At 39.7% G+C, this 18,068-nt stretch carries 19 protein-coding genes and 2 pseudogenes; 16 read left to right on the forward strand and 5 right to left on the reverse strand.

The window, feature by feature from the left end; genetic code table 11:
* Nucleotides 1–19 precede the first annotated feature (19 nt).
* Entirely contained in the window at nt 20–1,558 is a 1,539-nt protein-coding gene (locus H4W00_RS07265) for an aldehyde dehydrogenase family protein (protein ID WP_209956898.1), read from the reverse strand.
* A gap of 3 nt (nt 1,559–1,561) precedes the next feature.
* Entirely contained in the window at nt 1,562–2,488 is a 927-nt protein-coding gene (locus H4W00_RS07270; protein ID WP_334685000.1) for an NAD(P)-dependent oxidoreductase, read from the reverse strand.
* A gap of 294 nt (nt 2,489–2,782) precedes the next feature.
* On the opposite strand from H4W00_RS07270, the gene H4W00_RS07275 reads away from it, so the two are divergent.
* From H4W00_RS07275 to H4W00_RS12600, 15 genes and pseudogenes are all read left to right on the forward strand, one after another.
* A complete protein-coding gene (locus tag H4W00_RS07275) occupies nt 2,783–4,006 on the forward strand; it encodes a Y-family DNA polymerase (protein ID WP_209956900.1) in 1,224 nt (407 codons plus the stop codon).
* Entirely contained in the window at nt 4,007–4,495 is a 489-nt protein-coding gene (gene umuD / locus H4W00_RS07280; protein ID WP_209956901.1) for a translesion error-prone DNA polymerase V autoproteolytic subunit, read from the forward strand. It begins immediately after the preceding gene.
* A gap of 155 nt (nt 4,496–4,650) precedes the next feature.
* Nucleotides 4,651–4,989, forward strand: a complete 339-nt coding sequence (locus tag H4W00_RS12590; RefSeq protein ID WP_334684838.1) for an IS630 transposase-related protein — start codon at nt 4,651–4,653, stop codon at nt 4,987–4,989.
* 13 nt (nt 4,990–5,002) lie between these two features.
* A pseudogene (locus tag H4W00_RS12595) lies at nt 5,003–5,494 on the forward strand (IS630 family transposase); the annotation flags it as partial.
* Nucleotides 5,495–6,071: 577 nt separating this feature from the next.
* Nucleotides 6,072–7,334: a tetratricopeptide repeat protein gene (locus tag H4W00_RS07290; RefSeq protein WP_209956902.1), complete on the forward strand. Its 1,263-nt coding sequence runs from the start codon at nt 6,072–6,074 to the stop codon at nt 7,332–7,334.
* A gap of 12 nt (nt 7,335–7,346) precedes the next feature.
* Entirely contained in the window at nt 7,347–7,622 is a 276-nt protein-coding gene (locus H4W00_RS12740; protein WP_442966441.1) for a YkgJ family cysteine cluster protein, read from the forward strand.
* 18 nt (nt 7,623–7,640) lie between these two features.
* The gene (locus H4W00_RS07295; RefSeq protein WP_209956903.1) at nt 7,641–8,570 is read left to right on the forward strand and encodes a hypothetical protein; all 930 of its coding nucleotides are present in this window, start codon (nt 7,641–7,643) and stop codon (nt 8,568–8,570) included.
* A 17-nt stretch (nt 8,571–8,587) separates the two neighbouring features.
* Nucleotides 8,588–9,013 (forward strand): hypothetical protein, encoded by a 426-nt coding sequence (locus tag H4W00_RS07300; RefSeq protein ID WP_209956904.1) that lies wholly within the window; start codon nt 8,588–8,590, stop codon nt 9,011–9,013.
* 218 nt (nt 9,014–9,231) lie between these two features.
* Nucleotides 9,232–9,486, forward strand: a complete 255-nt coding sequence (locus H4W00_RS07305) for a hypothetical protein (protein WP_209956905.1) — start codon at nt 9,232–9,234, stop codon at nt 9,484–9,486.
* A 373-nt stretch (nt 9,487–9,859) separates the two neighbouring features.
* Nucleotides 9,860–10,024: a hypothetical protein gene (locus H4W00_RS07310; protein ID WP_209956906.1), complete on the forward strand. Its 165-nt coding sequence runs from the start codon at nt 9,860–9,862 to the stop codon at nt 10,022–10,024.
* A gap of 39 nt (nt 10,025–10,063) precedes the next feature.
* Nucleotides 10,064–11,422, forward strand: coding sequence for a hypothetical protein (locus tag H4W00_RS07315; protein WP_209956907.1), 1,359 nt, complete (start codon nt 10,064–10,066; stop codon nt 11,420–11,422).
* A gap of 4 nt (nt 11,423–11,426) precedes the next feature.
* Nucleotides 11,427–11,780 (forward strand): hypothetical protein, encoded by a 354-nt coding sequence (locus H4W00_RS07320; RefSeq protein WP_209956908.1) that lies wholly within the window; start codon nt 11,427–11,429, stop codon nt 11,778–11,780.
* Nucleotides 11,781–11,797: 17 nt separating this feature from the next.
* Entirely contained in the window at nt 11,798–12,169 is a 372-nt protein-coding gene (locus tag H4W00_RS07325) for a hypothetical protein (RefSeq protein ID WP_209956909.1), read from the forward strand.
* A gap of 115 nt (nt 12,170–12,284) precedes the next feature.
* Nucleotides 12,285–12,698 carry a hypothetical protein gene (locus tag H4W00_RS07330; RefSeq protein WP_334684907.1) on the forward strand — a complete coding sequence of 138 codons (414 nt, stop codon included), beginning with the start codon at nt 12,285–12,287 and terminating at the stop codon, nt 12,696–12,698.
* 167 nt (nt 12,699–12,865) lie between these two features.
* A pseudogene (locus H4W00_RS12600) lies at nt 12,866–12,937 on the forward strand (hypothetical protein); the annotation flags it as partial.
* Between the two features lie 112 nt (nt 12,938–13,049).
* Here H4W00_RS12600 and H4W00_RS07340 read toward each other — a convergent pair.
* Nucleotides 13,050–14,033: a polysaccharide deacetylase family protein gene (locus H4W00_RS07340; RefSeq protein ID WP_209956910.1), complete on the reverse strand. Its 984-nt coding sequence runs from the start codon at nt 14,031–14,033 to the stop codon at nt 13,050–13,052.
* A 163-nt stretch (nt 14,034–14,196) separates the two neighbouring features.
* Here H4W00_RS07340 and H4W00_RS07345 point away from each other — a divergent pair, with 163 nt between their 5' ends.
* Nucleotides 14,197–15,609 carry a purine-cytosine permease family protein gene (locus tag H4W00_RS07345; RefSeq protein WP_209956911.1) on the forward strand — a complete coding sequence of 471 codons (1,413 nt, stop codon included), beginning with the start codon at nt 14,197–14,199 and terminating at the stop codon, nt 15,607–15,609.
* 196 nt (nt 15,610–15,805) lie between these two features.
* Here H4W00_RS07345 and H4W00_RS07350 read toward each other — a convergent pair whose 3' ends face one another.
* Nucleotides 15,806–17,008, reverse strand: a complete 1,203-nt coding sequence (locus tag H4W00_RS07350; protein WP_209956912.1) for an AAA family ATPase — start codon at nt 17,006–17,008, stop codon at nt 15,806–15,808.
* A gap of 161 nt (nt 17,009–17,169) precedes the next feature.
* Nucleotides 17,170–18,066: a competence protein CoiA family protein gene (locus tag H4W00_RS07355; protein WP_209956913.1), complete on the reverse strand. Its 897-nt coding sequence runs from the start codon at nt 18,064–18,066 to the stop codon at nt 17,170–17,172.
* Nucleotides 18,067–18,068 lie beyond the last annotated feature (2 nt).

The following is an 18,068-nucleotide window of genomic DNA, read 5'->3' on the forward strand; positions in this document are numbered from 1 at the left end:
ATGCCATTAACCAAACCTACTATTGGATTGAATAACCAAATTGAATAGCAGAATCTTTTGCTGTTTCGACCCATACACTTTTAGTCTGTGTATATTCGAGTAAGCCTTGGTAGCCACTAGATCGGCCATAGCCGCTCTCACCAAAGCCACCAAACGGCGACATGACATTGATTGCCTTATAGCTATTTATCCAGAATGTTCCCGCATTTACTTGAGCGGCCATTCGATGAGCACGGCCTACATCAGCAGTCCAAACGGCACCCGCTAAACCAAAGCGACTGTCGTTCGCTAACGCTACAGCTTCTTCTTCATCATTGAATAAAATGACAGAAACAACAGGTCCAAAAATTTCTTCCTGTGCTACTCGCATATCATTTTTTACATTGGCCAAAACGGTTGGCTGATAAAAATAACCATTTTCACCGCCACGAATTTCACCTGACTTTCCGCCTGCGGCAACAACAGCACCTTCAGCAATGCCGTCAGAAACTAACGAGTGCACATGATTAAACTGTTTCTGGTTATTAATTGGCCCCACCATCGTGCCTTCATCCCATGGCAAACCCACAGGCAACTTACTGGCTGCCGAGGCAACACGTTCCACTACTTCTTGATACACATCGCGATGAACCAGTAACCGAGAACCCGATACACAGCTCTGTCCAGCAGCAGAAAATACCGCAGCTTGCGCGCCCACTACCGCACGATCAAGGTCAGCATCTGGAAAAATTATATTGGCTGACTTTCCACCCAGCTCCAACACGCAAGGGATTACACGTTGCGCAGATGCCGAAGCAATGAGAGCACCGGTCTGTGGTGAACCGACAAAAACCACTTTTTTAGTTGCAGGATTAGCAATTGCGGCAGTGCCTGTCGTGTGCCCCAGTCCATTAATTACATTCACCAAACCACGCGGGATACCTGCTTGCTCAAGAATTTTAGCGAGTACTGTTGAACTTAATGGGGTTAATTCAGATGGCTTCAGTAAGACGGCATTTCCTGCGCAGATGGCAGGAGCGATCTGCCAGCCTCCTGTAAATACAGGTGCGTTCCAGGGTGTGATTTGAGTCACCACACCATAAGGCTCATGACGAGTGTAGTTCAAGTGACTTGTTGGTACGGGAATAACTTGTCCCATAATTTTGTCACACCAACCCGCATAGTATTCAAACATATCTGCGACTTTTGCCACTTCAACCCGGCAATCACGAATAGGCTTACCTGCAGAGATACATTCTAGGCGTGCCAGAGACTCTGCGGCTTCGCGTATTTTCATACCGCACTTCCACATTAACTGACCTCTTGCACTGGCAGTCATTGACCACCATACTTTTTGAGCTTTTATAGCAGCATCTGCTGCTGTTGCAACAATACATTTCCCCGCATCACAATAGGTTAAAAAGACCTGACCGGTTGCTGGGTTAATCAGATCGATATTATCTCCATTACCTGCAACCAACTCTCCATCAATAAAGCTGCCAAACTCTGAAGTACCCAGCAGTTCATTAAGCAATATTTCAACTTCCTGCTCACCATTTCCTTCTACTACAAAACTCATAATCTATTCTCCCAAGCCGGCATTTTTAATGATGCAGTTAAAATCATCCTGATCAGGTATGTTTTCTTCGCTCTGCGACCAAATTTCGGCTACCTGTTTAGCCAAAGGTAACTCTAATCCCATCTCACCAATCATATTTTTTGCCAGACGAACGTCTTTACGCATCAGCTGCATAGTGAAACCGGAATCAAAACCTTTATTGAGAATCCAGCGAGGGAAATTAACTTCACTGATTGCACTACGACCTGAACCGGCGTTCAAACCGGCAATAAGGTCTGCAGGATCGAGTCCTGCCTTGGTGCCCAAAGCTACTGCTTCGGCAGTGGTCACTAAATGTGCGGCACATAGTAGATTATTAATCAGTTTAGCCGCATGCCCATTGCCAGACTTTCCCATGTAGACCACTTTTGAGCTCAAAGCGTCCAGATATAGCTGCGCACGTTCAAGGGAACTACTTTCACCTCCAACAACCATCACCATAGTACCGGCTTCAGCACCCGCCGGACCGCCACTGACAGGGCAATCTAATAACTGATGGCCTAACTGATCCAGCTCTATTGAGAGTGCGCGCGTCACATCTGGTTCTGAGGTAGAAGTATCAATAATCAGGGTTTTAGGCTGAGCACAGTCAATAATGCCACCTTTGCCTTTAACAACTGCTTGTACATGCTTTGCCATTGGTAAAGATAGAATGATGACGCTAGATTCAGCACACAGAGCTTTAATATCTGCAACAACATTTACACCGATTTCCCTGGCAGCTTGGCGTTGCGCTTCCCCTATGTCCGTGCCAAACACTTTAAAACCATTGCGAAGCAAAGACTGAGCCATACCGTTACCCATACGGCCTAGCCCGACGATACCTATAGTTTTTGTAGTCATGCCTACCTCCTTGTTTTGGTACTTTCTATTACTTTTATTATGGCTAATAAGCCATTAAGAAGAACCATAGCAAACAAAATTTTGTGTTCTAAAAAAAGCAACACCAACGTAAGCAATGAGATGAATTTCTCCTCATCCCATCCTGTTATTCATGGAAATTGGTAAACAGTAGTACATCCACGTCAAAAATTCACGACAGCCGTCGTCGTTTTAGTCACTTTTGCCCTTGAATTTTCTTTCAGCCTATCTCTACAATCAAAGTCATCTCATCCCATTGCTTAAATATAAGTGCTTGGGTCTAATGCTTTTTTTTATGCCGACAACATACCGAGACCGCCATGTATGCGCTTGTTGATTGTAGTAGCACGTTCCAGTGAAGCTAGGCTACTTGGTATTAAGATGGGCGTGCCCTACTTTCAGGTCAAAGACTTCTGCATGAAACACAACGTCACTGTATTCAGCTCAAACTACACCCTTTATGCTGATATCTCACAGCGCGTCATGACAACGTTAGAGACACTGTGTCCCACTGTTGAAGTCTACTCAATCGATGAGGCCTTTTTATATCTAGCTGACTATCCTGTCGCCATGCAAGACCTAAACGCTTACGGCACTAAGCTTAAAATGCTCGTAGAGATGCACACAGGTATTGCAGTCGGGGTTGGTATGGGTAACACTAAGACTATGGCTAAGCTTGCCAATCACGCTGCTAAGAAGCACCCAGCTACTAAAGGCGTTTGTGTCCTACAAGATCTTAGATGGATACGTCGCATCATGCAAATCACGGATGTGGGTGAGGTATGGGGTGTGGGTCGTCGATACAAGGTTAGACTCAATGAGATGGGCATTCATACCGTTTATCAGTTGGCCGTATGCGCACCTGCCAAGATAAGACAGCACTTTGGTGTTGTACTAGAGCGCACTTGCCTAGAGCTGAATGGTCAGTGCTGTATCGGTATCGAAACCGTAGAGCCTAAAAAGCAGATTGTCTCTTCACGTTCATTCTCTACCCGCATTACTTGCCCTGATGAGCTAAGCGAGTCTGTTTGTAGTCATGTGTCAAAAGCGGCTAGCAAACTACGCAAGCAAGGGAGCGTCTGTAGTTACCTTAGCGTCTTCGCTAAGAGTAGCTCGTTCAGTACCACAGAGAGCTATGCTTCAATCTCCGGTCAATCTCAGTTTGTAACACCTACAGCTGATACTAGAGTGATGATCGCTGCAGCTCAGCAAATACTGACTCAGATATTTCAAAAAGACATACGCTACGCTAAAGCAGGTGTCATGCTCTTTGATATCTGCCAGCACCATGAGGTGCAGCCTGACTTATTTGCAGAGGATAGTAGTGAGGATGCAGGTAAAAGCAGTAGTCACTGTACCAATAGAAGCGCAGAAGTAATCGCTATCATGGATAAGCTTAATAAGAAGTACGGCCAAAACAGCAATCAACAAGCAGCGGTGTTTATTGCCAGCGAAGGCATCAAGGACAAGCAGAAATGGCATATGAACCGCAATATGCTATCACAATGCTATACCACTAATATCAAACAACTCCCTAAGGTGGACTAAATGAGCGTTAAGATAATAGGCAGGCTTACCGATGAAGGTGAGACGATATTACTATCCCTTTATAGTGATAAAGTTAGAGCAGGCTTCCCAAGTCCAGCAACCGACTATGTGCAAAACCGTATCGATCTAAATACCTTGCTCATTCATAGCCCGACGACGACTTACTTAGTGGAAGTTGAAGGGGACAGCATGATCGATATTGGCATTTACCCTAATGATATTTTAATTGTGGATCGATCGATAAGTGCTAGGAACAAAGATATCGTCATTGCGCTGGTTGATGATGGCTTTACGGCAAAGCAGCTGATACTAGGGGAGCACATTATCTTGCGTGCTCACAACATCAACTATTCTGAATCAACTATTCTGATATTATCGTTAAAGGTTCGCTTGAGCTGTTTGGTGTGGTGGGCAGTAGTATTAGGCGGTTTAAGCGTTAAGAGTAAGCTATCAATGACTGATATTTTTAAGGCACAAAGGTATGAATAAACGAGTTTTATTGAGTCTCTTATTAAGCATACCTATATTCGCTACGGCTTCAGACTATCAAATAACTAAACAGTTAGCTGATAAAGGTGTATAGTCAATTTCCTTTAAAAATGTTATAAACTAAACCAACTAACCTATTACTATTATAAATACTCATGACTTATTCACTAGATTTTCGCAAACAAGTCCTTAAAAGCTTGGACGGGGGTATGACCTTTGCTCAAGCGGTTGATTTCTATGATCTTAGTCCAACCACCATACAAAACTGGAAGCGGCGTGTCCACAGCAAAACAACAAGGCAAACTAAACCTCATAAGATAAGCGATGACGTTCTGCTCAATGATGTTAAAGAGCATCCTGACGATTACCAGTATGAGCGAGCTCGTCGATTAAACTGTAGCCCATCAGGCATTTATCACGCCTTAAAGCGCTTAGGTATTAGCAAAAAAAAAGACCTTAGAGCATCCAAAAGCTTGCCCCCTAAAGAGAGCTAAGTATCTAAGCAAACTCAACGACTATATCACTCAAGGCTTTGCTATTGTATACATGGATGAAAGCGGCTTTGAGTCTGAAACCCTGCGTCCCTTTGGCTATGCACCCATTGGAACCCCATGCATTGATAGCTATAACTGGCAAAGTAAAAAAAGAACCAACGTTATTGGTGCTTTATATGAAAAGATACTGTTTGCGCTTGATTACTTTAATAAGAATATCAATGGCGACATATTCTACAACTGGTGCAAATATACCTTAATTCCAAGCCTTAAACGTAAGTGCGTGATTGTGATGGATAACGCAAGCTTTCATAAACGTGTGAAAAGACTGCTTAACAGGCATGGTCACAGGCTTCTATTCTTACCCCCTTATAGCCCTGACTTAAACCCTATTGAGAAAAAATGGGCACAAGCAAAGTTTCTACGCCAAGGATGGATGGAAAACGACTTATCTAAATTGTTTTATGATATTAATCCTTGTCATAACACTTTTATTTTGAATTGACTATAGCGAAAGCTCAGTTTAATCTCGGCGCGAAATACAGCATCGGCGAAGAAGTTGCCAAAGACTATAGTAAAGCTTTTGAATAGTATCTAAAAGCCGCAAATCAGGGTATAGCTGAAGCGCAAAACAGTCTTGGTTTGATGTACTTTGAGGGCAGAGGATTGGAGTAAGACAACGTTAAGTCGCAAGAGTGGTATAGCAAATCTTGTGACAATGAATATCAGCCTAGTTGTGATGAGTTGTAGAATGTTGAATCATTAAGGGTAGCAAGTGAAATCGCATAATCGATTAATATTGTGCTTAATGAGCATTTATAATAATTTCTTCAAACTGCCTTAACTCTGATGAGTAAGGCAGTTTATTTTTTGTTCTTAGTGAAATTGTTGTAAGCTGTTCGATGCCGAAAGAGGGCGTTCAAAAGCCATGTAAAATAAAGGTTTTAAACCAATTATTTATAGCTAGTATTAAGTCTTTATATCTGAGTATAATCATCCTATTTGTAACATACAAAAGTTAGTATTATTCAATTGTATTCTTGAGAAACTATAATTCTATTTTGAGAAATTGGAGTAACGCCATGTTCCGTAATCCTACTAACAAAAACTATCTTGAAGCACAAACGCTGATCGGATTGGATTATCTTAACGGCAATGGTATTGCTCAAGACTACGCCAAAGCGCTTGAATGGTTTGAAAAAGCAGCTAGTGAAGATTATCCTACTGCTCAAAATATGCTTGGAGCCATGTTTAAAAACGGCCATGGTGTTCAGCAGGATTATGAGCAGGCTTTTGAGTGGTTCGAAAAAGCTGCTACTCAAGATTATGATGAAGGACAAACTAATCTTGCACTTGCGTATGCTGGTGGTGTTAGTAATCTAGAAAATTACGCTAAGGCTTTTGAATGGATGCAGAAAGCAGCTAAACAAGGTCATGCCATTGCTCAGTATTTTATGGGAGAAATGTTTAGAGATAAAGACTTTGTAGATCAACCGAATAGTATAGAAGCATTTGAGTGGTATCAAAGAGCAGCGAATCAAGGATTACCGGATGCTCAAGCCTGTATCGCGGAAATGTATAAGCAAGGTGAAGGTGTCGGCCAAGACGATAAAAAAGCATTTGAGTGGTATCAAAAAGCTGCTGATCAAGGCCACGTTGAGACACCAGAGTGGTTTCAAGAGTTACTTGATGAAAAAGACAAGGCTACCTCAAATAGGACAGAACAAATTGAAAACCACATTGGACATCCAAACAGTAGCAATGAATTAATTATTCCGTTACGCGAATTTTTTGATAGCTATTTTCGTGATGAATCTAAAAGAGTTCCTCAAAGCCCAGGTGGCGGTGTTTTATTTTTCGAAAGTATGAGTTCCGATGAGATATCTAAATTTGGTGACAAAGCTTATGACATTAGACAAAAAACCAATTATGAAGCAGATATTTTAAATGCAGACCTTATGATTGATACCTCTCTTGTAGTTAAAAATTATGGTACAGGTTTATTTTTACACCTATATGAGCATAGCTACAGGCTACATTTAAAAAATTATGCAGAAGACTGGAAGATAGTCGATGATATTAAATCTACCTACTATGATAAAGCCAATAAAGTTTTAATTATAAACGGCTATAAGGTAAGTCTAATAAGTAAAAGTTCTTGTCTCTATGGTGAGAGACTAGCAGACTGTATAAATGCATACATGGAGCAAAATAGTGAGCAGAAGATCAATCAGGAAATTGTCTCTAATTCAAAGCTAGTAACAGACGCGCTAGACAACATTGATAATAGGCTAGCAGAGATTGAAGAAAAGCTTGCTTTATTACAATATGATGCTGCAGCATAAAGTGAATTTATAATGAGCTTTCCTTGTAATCAGTGCGGCTGGTGCTGTCAAAACCTCGATAAAAATAAGTTATATTCAACATTGGATAGGGGTGACGGCGTATGCAAATGGTTTGATACAAAGAACAAGAATTGCACTATATATAATACAAGACCCGAAATTTGTAATATTGAAAAGATGTATCATTCTACTTTTTCTGCTATAGATTACGATGAGTATATCCGTTTAAATATTCAAGTATGTCAGTCAGTACAGCAAGAAAATAAATTACCAATTATACAAATATAACTGAGAAAGGATTCTATTATGCCTATCCCCTTTATTATAGGCGCAGGCGCACTGGCGGCCTCAGGTTTTGGATTGACAAAAGGCGCTAAAGGCGTATCAGACCTGTCTAATGCTAGCGGAATTATTGAAAGATCCCAAAGAGCATTGGACTTAAAACGTAAGGAATTAGTCAGCCTTAATATCGATGCTAACGATGAGCTTAGAAATTTAGGTCAGTTAAAAGTCGATATTTTCAACAACCAAATTAAGCATGTCATTGATACGATAAAAAAAGTGAAAAACGCTGGCGCAAATATTAAAAACTTTGATGAAACAATAACTGCTGAAGAAGTTAGAGAGATACAAAAGAAAGTAACGGCATCACTTAATCTTGAAAGTGGTCTTTTAAGCGGTGCGGCGGCTGGAGCACTTACAGGAGTAGGAGCATACGGATCAGTCGGCTTATTAGCTTCAGCATCAACAGGCACAGCAATCTCAACCTTATCAGGTGCAGCTGCCAAAAGTGCTACCTTAGCATGGCTTGGTGGTGGTTCTCTTGCTTCAGGAGGATTTGGGATGGCTGGGGGAACTATGGTGTTAGGTGGCATAGTCACCGGTCCTGCGTTGGCAATTACTGGATTGCATTTAGCTGGTAAAGGAGAAAAGGCCTTAACCCAAGCAAGAGAATGTGAGGCTAGAAGCGCAGTAAATATTTCTGCGATTGAGGTAATGGAGATAGAAGTAAAATCTATTATTACCAATGCATTAGAAGTCCAAATGGCGTTACTTAGGGGTGTACAAAGATTTGAAAAAATAAAAGTATATGATGACTCAGACTCACAAGCGTTCAAAACTATGCTTGTTATGGGTAAAGGGCTCAAGAATATATTGGATCAACCTATTTTAGACCCTAATAAACAACCGATAAAAAATATTCGTTATAAATGTGAAGGCTACCTCGAAATCTAACTAGGAAGATTGACAATATGAAAGATGTTATTGTAGCGAACTCTAAAAAAGCGATAAAAACAGTTTCCTCTAAAAACCCTGTGTCTAGCGCAGCTCAGGGCTTTGAGATGTTAGTTAATGCTTACGCAGATTATAAAACCATTTGTCAGACTGAACATACTAAGCGTGAAGCAATTGCTGCTTGGAAAGAAGTACAACTGACTAAAACCAACAATCAGAGAGAGTTCTTAGAGTCATATTTAAAAGAGCGCTTTGCAGAGCGCAGACACGTTATTGATGAAATGTTCGTTCGACTTGATCAAGGTATTGAAAGTAACAATTCTGAATTAATAGCTATGGCGATGAGTACTATTGAAAATACGGTCAAGTCTTCACCTCTCCAAGAAGCGGCTCAAGTACTTATGGCTATGAATGATCCAACAGTTGATAGGATTGAGTTTTAATTGTCGTAGTTGATTTAAACACTACTTCGACAGTATTAACACATATAGAATTCAAACTCTGTCATAAAAAAATAAATATACTAAAATTTAGCGGTCAGTTTAAATAATTTGGAGTAGCTAACCTGTTTATGGTTTATATGAGAAATGACTATTTTCTGCTGTTTTTAACCAAGCATAAAAAAGTTAGCGATCACTCCATTTTTCAAGGATAAAAAAATATGAGTAAGGGACGGAAGCACGACTGGTGTGATATACGTGATTTAGCCAGTAATAACGGTTTGACCTTGCGTCATGTTGATAAGAAAGGTCCGAAACCACATAAGTTTGAGTTGGTAATAGCGCGAACACCTGTGGGCACTGACTATATGATCGGTGGTATGAGTGTGGAAGACATTGAGAATGATCTGCCTCTGAGTAACGGCAAAACTATTACTCAGAACATCATAGCTAATGCTGTTCGTTCTAAAAAATAAGTATGATGGATATATTAGTTCAACTATAGAGATTCATATCTCTGTAGTTCAGTCGTTAAAAGATAGTCTATGAAAGTGTAGTGTAGCAATAAACTTACAATAATTACGGCACTCAAAACTTAAAGAAATTGTAATAATCTAGCACAAAATCTTTAAAATAACGTTTCTAAACTATAGTTTAACTTTTAATAAACCAGAGTGGAATCAAGGAATAAAAAACTTACTAATTTGTTTATCGTTATTCGCATTTTTAAATAGCTCCTATGCAGAAGAAAACATCATTATAAGGAATGATGATAAATGTCGATCAGTGGCAGTCTTAGCTGAAGGTATAATGAGTGTTAGACAATCAGGTTATAGCATGGTCACTGCAATGAAAGAAGCTGATGAAAGTGATGATTGTAATAGAGAGTTTTATAAAGCAATAATCGTGACTGCTTATTCAGAGCCTAGTTATGCATTAGAAGAAGACCAAAATAACGCGATCATTGAATTTGGTGCCAAATACTATCTAAGTTGTTTAAGTGCTCTGAGTTAAATGAAAATTATTACAAAATGTCTAAGGTAGAAAGTAGTGATGAATTGGGACGAATGGATAGCGGCAAATCGCAAGCAGATTGAACATATTGCAGGTTACGAAGAAAACTTTGTCAGAACCATTTTAGCTAAAATACCTGAGATAAGACCGGAAGACGTAACCGCTCAATTTCATTTTAACGACTCAAACGGCGGCAATAGATACATTGACTTTATGATTTCAAATAAGTCAAAAGGCTATCAATTGCCTATTGAGTTAGACGGTTACTGGAAGGTAAATAACTATCGTGACTTTAACGACATGTTAGAAAGACAGAACGACTTAATGGCTATCTATGGTGTACTGCTTAGGTACACTAATAATAAAATGAATCACGAGCCAGACAAGGTCGTCATCGAGATTCGAAAAACCCTAGAGCTACAAAGTAAGAATCAGCTCAGTCAGAAAATGTTGCAAACACAAAGTCAGCAACGAGTTGATCAATACCAACAAGAGCTCAATCAGTTAAAGAATGAGCTTACTCAGCAGAAAGCCACCCATAACCAATCCTCTTCTACGATTACTGGTAGCGAAATTGCTAGCATCCAAGCAGCAATTGTAGAGCTACAAGCCAACATTAATCAAAATAACTCCGCTAAAGTACAAAACATTCCAAGTGAACCAATTATCGTAAGTAAACCTAAAGAGCCAGCTAAAACAAACATCACAGGCCATCAGATGCTCATAGCGGGTTCTGTTGGGTTAATAATTGTGGCGTTAGGTGCCAATGCGTTCTTTAGTAAAAGCAATGATAATGTGCCAATAGCTTTAGTCGATGAGCCGTCGTCTTTAGTTTATGAGGCAGAAAATGAGCAAGGTAATAGCGATACTAGTTATTCAATCAATGATGATGCGCAAGCATCAACAAATTATGATGACGTTAATACAAGTGCGGCAGTCGTCGCGGCTCAGAGCAACGTTAATACACCGACGTTTGAAGACACTCCTGTTGAACCTGTACTCCAAAATATTCCGTCGCCCCCTGTTGCTGTAATTAAAAGAGAAGCTGAGAAAGTTGATGTCTATCAACCCCCTTCTAATCAGGCGCAGAATAATCAAAGCTACGAAGCAGCGGTCTCTAACACAGTACCCGCTGCACAAGCCTATAAGCATATTGGTGATTACCGTGTCGTATGTGGTTACGTTGCTCAGGTAACGGGTTTTAGCAAAGGCAAGTATCTAAATCTTGGTACATCATACCCCAATCAAGATGCCACCATAGTGGTATGGAATTCTGATATGAGTAACTTTGATAATGTAGATAAATATGAAGGTAGGGAGATATGCGTCCAGGGTACTGTCAGCTCTTATAAAGGCACACCGCAGATTAAGCTGTCTTCCATGAATCAGTTGCAGTAGAGGTATGTGGAACTTTTTGATAGGTATACTCATTTTCTTTTTTTTGCTGATACTGCCCGCTTTGTCTTCAATGTATGATCAAGAATACAGTGAACAAGGAAAGAGGCAGAAAGAGCGAGAGAGAGAAAATGATAAAGCTGATGCTGCGTTAGCTGCCAAAAATTTACTGAATGAAGCAGAAGAGCGGAGACTTGTAACTGAGAGAGTGAGGCTTGCTGACGAGGCGAGAAAAATTGAAGCAAGAGAAAAAGCAAGCCAAAATCACATGACAGTGAGCCAGCTTGTTATCGGATTTTCTATATTCATAGCTATTGCTATAGCCATTATCCTATTTTTTAAAAGTATCAGTTCCAGCTAATTATTATTGAGGTCATTATGTTTAAAAAACTTACCGTCGTTATAAGTGCTGTGCTGTTTAGTGCTACATTGTCACATGCCGCTGAGCCCAAGATCGAAGCTTTCAAGGCTCCGTTTAATGTTGGGAAAACAGTCATGGCGTGTGGCACCTTAGCTGAGACTAAGCATTTCTCTAACAGGCATTACCTCAACTTAGATAAGAAATATCCTAACCAATCGCTAACAGTGCTCGTGTGGAATAAGGATTATCGCTGGTTTGAAGAGCGTTTTGGTAAGATAGATGGGTATGTCGGTAGACGTTTTTGTGCCAGAGGTAAGATTGAGGAATATAAAAATAACATGCAGATGCAGGTAACTAACCCACAGTTTTTGAGATTAATGGATAAGTAGGATATTCGATCAAAATCAGTCAGTGCCTACTTCTCTCTAGTCGCTACTTCAGAAGCAGATAGGCAAATGTCGAATGATAAATGATGATTGGTTTAATCGGTTAGGATGACACATAATGCAAATTCATATTACTAGATGGTTAATTGGCTTAGTAGCTATAGCATTAGTTGCATGCACGCCAGCGGCACAAGATGATGATTTGTATGGCTCAGGTTTTGTTGAAGTAAACGAAACAACATGGTTAGAAAAACAGACCAAACCCTACCCATTTACCGTGCCAAGTGGTGAGATCTCATGTGGCTCTCATCCAAGCTTTGGTCGTGAAGTCTATTTTGAACCAGAAGGCTTTACCGATGAGTCTTACATTGGCACGCCACTCAATAAAGCAGCTGCCGAATCCCTTGAGCAAGCAGATATGATCCCAAACGTGCCTTACAGTATCAAGCGAGGTGCTGATCTAAGTGAGGCTAGAGAGATTGGTCTGAGGGTGTGTGGTGAGCAGCAGGATATGCTGAAGTCTAATAGTTAGTTTGAACGATTGAGAGTAGTGAGCCTGGCGATCGTTAATGTATTGTTTCTCACAGGAAAAAATCAATTATATGAGTATTAAAGATGTTTAGTAGCTACACTACTCTTAGTCGTTCTATCATCTATAAAACGGTCTAAATAAGCTCTTATCGCTAAGAACTAACGTTTCCCAAAAAGGTACAATTAACACAGGTTAGGGTAGTGTGGGTAGCGAGTGAGATTGCTGAGCGTTCAATATAACGTATTAAAAAACCTTTTAATTCAATTAAAAGGTTTTTTTAGAAATGTTTCTATATATGCATTTCTAATTATAAGTATACCTAAGTCTTAAAAATATAAGGCTTAAGGTATTTTAATTATTAGGACGGTCTTTTGGAGATGTAGGCCGTGGTACTTGTTCCATAAATTTTTTGGCAATATCATCTCTATGCATAAAAACGACACCCTCTTTAGACTGTGCGTATCGAATAAACTCTGCTAGCCCATGTGCACGTGCTGGGTTCCCAGTAATACGCGGATGTATACCAATAGACATCATACGACCACAATCGTCACCATCTTCTAATAATTGATCCAACATACGTGATGCTGTTTCAACAAAATCTGAGGGTGCTCCAAAGCCTGTACCTATGATATATCGACAGTCGTTACTGACTAACGAATAAGGTATTACCAAATGTGACTTTCCATCCACAAAAGTCCAAAATGGTAGATCATCACCATAGTAATCTGAATCATAAACAAAGCGTCCATCCTCAACGAGAAGTTCGCGCGTGTTTACTGACATTTCACGGCAATACCATCCTATTGGCTGTCGACCAAGCGTCTCTTGAAAAGAGTCCATAGCTAAATTTATAAGATCCTTTTCTTCTTCACGTGAATATTCATAATGATCAATCCAGCGATAACCATGACCAACGATCTCATCTCCACGGTCATTCATTTTTTTAGCAACATCAGGATTACGCTCTAGTGCTACAGCGGCTGCGAAAAAGGTTGCTGGAATTTTATAACGATCAAATATCCTAAATAAGCGCCAAACACCTGCACGAGAGCCATACTCATACATAGACTCCTTGGCAAGATCACGCTGATCATCGACATCAAATGGCAACTCATGCATACCATCATTCATACCATCGCCCATAGCAAAGGTTTTCTCTGACCCTTCTTCGTAGTTGACGACAATGTTGATGGCGACTTTAGCATCATTATTCCATCGTATTTTTGGAGGATGTTCTCCGTATCCTTCTATCTCACGATCAGGACCACTTATATTTGGTAAGTCGTTATTACGATACCAATGATTTTTTGTAATCTGTTCTTTTTCAGACATATTAACTCCGTTTAATAAACTCGATAAAAAAACCTATATGTCCCATTCTACATACCCTGTCTTAAAGAAACAAATGAATAAATCCTTACCTTTACCTTTCTATCTTGTAAAGGTATATTAATTATGTGTTTAATATTTAAAAAGTTCAACGGAGGAACTACGTATGTCTGATCACCTACATATAGCTCAGACGGATGAGCAAGACGATCATGAAGAATATATGCTTACACCTGTGCCAGCCAGTCAAAGGCGTTCATGGTGGGCAATGTTTGCGATTTGGGTAGGTTTTGGTTATGTACCCACTGGACTTATTATTGGAGGATTATTAGCGGGTCAAGACGGTAATCCCGGAATGTCTTTCACTGATGCTCTGATCGCTATATCAGTTGGAGAAGGTGTCCTACTAGTACTTACATTTTTGCTTGGTTTTGCGGCTATGAAGACGGGACTTAATCTTTCCCTCATATCTCGTATTTCTTATGGTAAAAAAGGTATGATCCTGCCCATGCTGATCATGGCTTTTTTAACTTTAGGTTGGTTTGCTTCAATTGTAGGTATGGTAGGTGATATCTTTAACGTAGCACTAGGAGACGTGACAGGAATAACTGTTATCAATGGCCTTAGTCTAGAATATATTCTAATTTGTTTAATATGGGGAGCTATTTTTACATATTCTGCATGGAAAGGTATTGCTGCAATTGAAAAAATTTCAACTTACGCGGCACCATTTGTTTTGATTATTGCTGTAGTCGCTTCGTATATAATGGTCAAACAGTTTGGTGGGTTCGATAAAGTTATGGTTGAGGCGTCAACTCGAGAAGGGTTATCACGAGGTACTGCAATTACTGTAATGATTGGCGCTTGGATTGCTGGCGTTATTATGGGTGTTGATATCTTTCGTTATGCTAAACGCACATCACATGTCTTAATTGGTGCAATGGCCTGCTTTATATTAACCAATCCTCTTCTGAATGTTGTCGGTTATTTAGGCGCTATAACAACTGGAGATGCGAACTTCATAACGTGGATGGTTCAGAATGGGCTCATCTTAACGGTAATGGGTGTTTCATTATGGGTTGTAGCTCTTTGGACGACTAATATGTCTGAGCTTTACTGTAATGCTTTATATATAGGCCCTTCAGCTGAGTCCATGGGCATTAGGTTACCACGTGGTAAAATCGTTATTACAATGGGAGTTATTGGTAGCATATTAGGGGCATTAGGTTTTTATAGTTATTTTTTCAGTGACTTTATTACAATTTTAGGGGCGGCATTTGTTCCTTTGGCAGGACCAATTCTAGCAGATTTCTATATCATTCGACGTTCTGAGTATGCGACGGCAAATCCAAATGACATGCCGCCAGTTAGATGGCCTGCCATAATTTCATTCATAGTTGGAGCGATTATGGGAGTTTTATTTCAATATAAAATATCTATACCACTTGATTTCCCAGCAGGATTAGCCGCATTAATAATTACCTTTGTTTTACATATTGTTTTGTCAATGCTCATGTCTTCTCGTGCTGAACAAAAGCAAGTTATAAGTCCTGGTTTTTCATCTCCTATTTCAAGTTAATTTAGCGAATGAAAAGTATTAAATAAGGTTTTTGAAATATTTTACATGAATGTTAAAGTTAGCAAAATTAAATATAATGTTTCTTTTATTTTAAAGAACACTCTGCTATTAGCTAGAGGGTTCTTGTCTTACTGTGAAGTATCTAAGGTTTTGTTGACTGACCTAGTAGGTTTACGCTTTGCCATAATCTAGCTCCTTATAGATTTGGTATCGCGTCAAACGCGCCAGCCATGTATTTTGCATAAAGGTTATCGTCATTACGAATCCCTTCCATCTCATCAAGCCGCCAAGATTCTGAAGCCTGCTCGTATTTTTCGACCAAATAAATTTGATGCTTGTTTAATAAGTTAAACACTTCAGGGGTATGGCAACTAAAAATAAGCTGAGCATTATGAGGGTTGTGATGTGACGAGCGAAACAAATCAAAAATGGCAGGTAACAGTAGGGGGTGTAAGTCATTATCAAGCTCATCAATAATAGCGACACCACCATTCTTAAGCACTGGCAGTATGAGCCCAAGCAAGCTATAGGCTGATTGTGTACCATTAGACTCTTCATAAATCATAAGCTCAAATGATTCATCACCCACTTTATGAACACCAAAAGGTAGCAGTACTTCTTGCTGTTTACCCTCGTTTACCATCATCACGCTTTTTATATTAATCTCATCTATGCCCGTATCAAACTGACAAAGTAGCCTTTCAGCGGTTTGTTTTAAACCATCATCCTTTGCAAACAATTCTGTCATTTCAGGTATAGATTGGCTAAGGCTGCCAAGCCTACCCATTGAGACCACATTAGTTTTATAGTGATCGAACATGCCTGTAATAGATTCTGCCAAGGGTTCATCTAGCAAATTAGCATAACTGATAAGCGAGGCATTTTTTTTCACATCATCTGCTAAAGAGGGAATTACAAAGTTACGATGCTTATAGCTAAGCTCGTCACCGTCATGATGGCGTATAAATATATAGCTAAATTGGCTACTGGTCTTTTTGTATAACGCCTCTTTAACCACGCTATGCTGTGTCAAAGTTAACTCATAGCGATATTCATCATAAATGCCATCAGCATTTTTAAGTAAAAAGCCAAATTCAAATTCGGATATCTCATTGTTACTTAACGCAAACTGGCTAAAAGAAATAGGTTGCTCTGAGTCAAGGCTGCTAGTAGATTCACACATAAACCAACGTAAAAAGGCAATGGCCTTTAATAGCTGTGTTTTACCGGAGCCATTCGCGCCAAGCACAGCGGTGACTTTATTTAATCGATACTGGCCTTGCGTGGTATCAACATAAAAATCATAGTCAGTCTTAGTAGGTTGTTTACCCAGAGTGAATGACACCTCAGTAGACTCTGAGTAAGAATAAAAATTATTAAAGCGAATATAAGTAATCATATTAAGTCACTTTTAACAAAATATTGTGGTTTCTTTGATAATATAGCATATTTATCTTTATGATGTATCATCAGGTACTTGTTTGCACACGCATATCTTCCGTATCCTCATAGTGGTGAGTGTCATAGTTTTATTCTCCGTATTATTAAGTTGAGTCATATTTAAGCAGTAGGTGTCATATCCATTTCTTGCAGTCGTTGAAAGACAGTGTCTGAAAACGGCTTAAAGTAATTCCATGATTTATATTTTTGATTGTACTGACCACCGCCTTCGTTACGCCATTGTTTTAGTATTTCAATAACATCATGGTTATAGGTCACACACTTAATGGACACCATGCCTGAATTAAAGACTCTGACATCTACCCAAGCATGCTTAATGGTAAAGCGATAGATCGTATAGCCTTTATCAAAGCTTCCGTTGCTATTCTCATCAGTGCTGCTCTGGCAATTATAGAGAGGCTCAGGTAATGGTGTAGGGGCTACTGGTATTGTGAGCGACTTCGGTACTGGAAATATCCACTGCTTATTACTGACACAGTCTAAAATATGATCCTTTGCTTCCTCACTTGGCAACTCAATACCTTGTGTGATGATTCCTCTCAAATCGATCTCAACGGTCTTAATACCCAACTGCTTAATAAAATCTGCTTTATCAGTATTGATGAAAGAAGTCACAGCAACCTCAATGAACATCATTTCTCCGTCAACCGTTGCGACTATATCAGGTCGAATACAGCCAACAGCTTGTTCCTCAATCAGCTGATCAAACTCCCAAGTTTTATCCTCACTATTTTCGTCATCAGGTAGTGATGGCAGTGTTAGATACCTCTCTTGCATAATGACTTGTTTAGCAAACTTGTGTAGGATACTTTCAGGGTGAATAGTGCAGCTTTCTTTATTGTTGAGATGCGCAAAATGATGCTCATTCTTTTCACCTTTACGAGCCACTACAGGCTCACCACATTCAAAACAAAAACACATACAAGCCAGCCCTCGATCCACTTGCTTAACATTGACGATTTGCTTTTGCTCATTAACAGCGATTGACATTGACATAG

The sequence above is a fragment of the Psychrobacter sp. PL19 genome (assembly GCF_017875835.1).
Classification (GTDB): Bacteria; Pseudomonadota; Gammaproteobacteria; order Pseudomonadales; family Moraxellaceae; genus Psychrobacter.

Bases quoted from the DNA above. Each gene is read 5' to 3' on its own strand.
- H4W00_RS12590 (WP_334684838.1), top strand. From the start codon at position 4,651: ATGACTTATTCACTAGATTTTCGCAAACAAGTCCTTAAAAGCTTGGAC.
- H4W00_RS07300 (WP_209956904.1), top strand. From the start codon at position 8,588: ATGAAAGATGTTATTGTAGCGAACTCTAAAAAAGCGATAAAAACAGTT.
- H4W00_RS07345 (WP_209956911.1), top strand. From the start codon at position 14,197: ATGTCTGATCACCTACATATAGCTCAGACGGATGAGCAAGACGATCAT.
- H4W00_RS07355 (WP_209956913.1), bottom strand. From the start codon at position 18,066: ATGTCAATGTCAATCGCTGTTAATGAGCAAAAGCAAATCGTCAATGTT.
- H4W00_RS07350 (WP_209956912.1), bottom strand. From the start codon at position 17,008: ATGATTACTTATATTCGCTTTAATAATTTTTATTCTTACTCAGAGTCT.
- H4W00_RS07330 (WP_334684907.1), top strand. From the start codon at position 12,285: ATGCAAATTCATATTACTAGATGGTTAATTGGCTTAGTAGCTATAGCA.
- H4W00_RS07305 (WP_209956905.1), top strand. From the start codon at position 9,232: ATGAGTAAGGGACGGAAGCACGACTGGTGTGATATACGTGATTTAGCC.
- H4W00_RS07275 (WP_209956900.1), top strand. From the start codon at position 2,783: ATGCGCTTGTTGATTGTAGTAGCACGTTCCAGTGAAGCTAGGCTACTT.
- H4W00_RS07340 (WP_209956910.1), bottom strand. From the start codon at position 14,033: ATGTCTGAAAAAGAACAGATTACAAAAAATCATTGGTATCGTAATAAC.
- H4W00_RS07295 (WP_209956903.1), top strand. From the start codon at position 7,641: ATGCCTATCCCCTTTATTATAGGCGCAGGCGCACTGGCGGCCTCAGGT.
- H4W00_RS07290 (WP_209956902.1), top strand. From the start codon at position 6,072: ATGTTCCGTAATCCTACTAACAAAAACTATCTTGAAGCACAAACGCTG.
- H4W00_RS07315 (WP_209956907.1), top strand. From the start codon at position 10,064: ATGAATTGGGACGAATGGATAGCGGCAAATCGCAAGCAGATTGAACAT.
- umuD (WP_209956901.1), top strand. From the start codon at position 4,007: ATGAGCGTTAAGATAATAGGCAGGCTTACCGATGAAGGTGAGACGATA.
- H4W00_RS07265 (WP_209956898.1), bottom strand. From the start codon at position 1,558: ATGAGTTTTGTAGTAGAAGGAAATGGTGAGCAGGAAGTTGAAATATTG.
- H4W00_RS07320 (WP_209956908.1), top strand. From the start codon at position 11,427: ATGTGGAACTTTTTGATAGGTATACTCATTTTCTTTTTTTTGCTGATA.
- H4W00_RS12740 (WP_442966441.1), top strand. From the start codon at position 7,347: ATGAGCTTTCCTTGTAATCAGTGCGGCTGGTGCTGTCAAAACCTCGAT.
- H4W00_RS07310 (WP_209956906.1), top strand. From the start codon at position 9,860: ATGAAAGAAGCTGATGAAAGTGATGATTGTAATAGAGAGTTTTATAAA.
- H4W00_RS07325 (WP_209956909.1), top strand. From the start codon at position 11,798: ATGTTTAAAAAACTTACCGTCGTTATAAGTGCTGTGCTGTTTAGTGCT.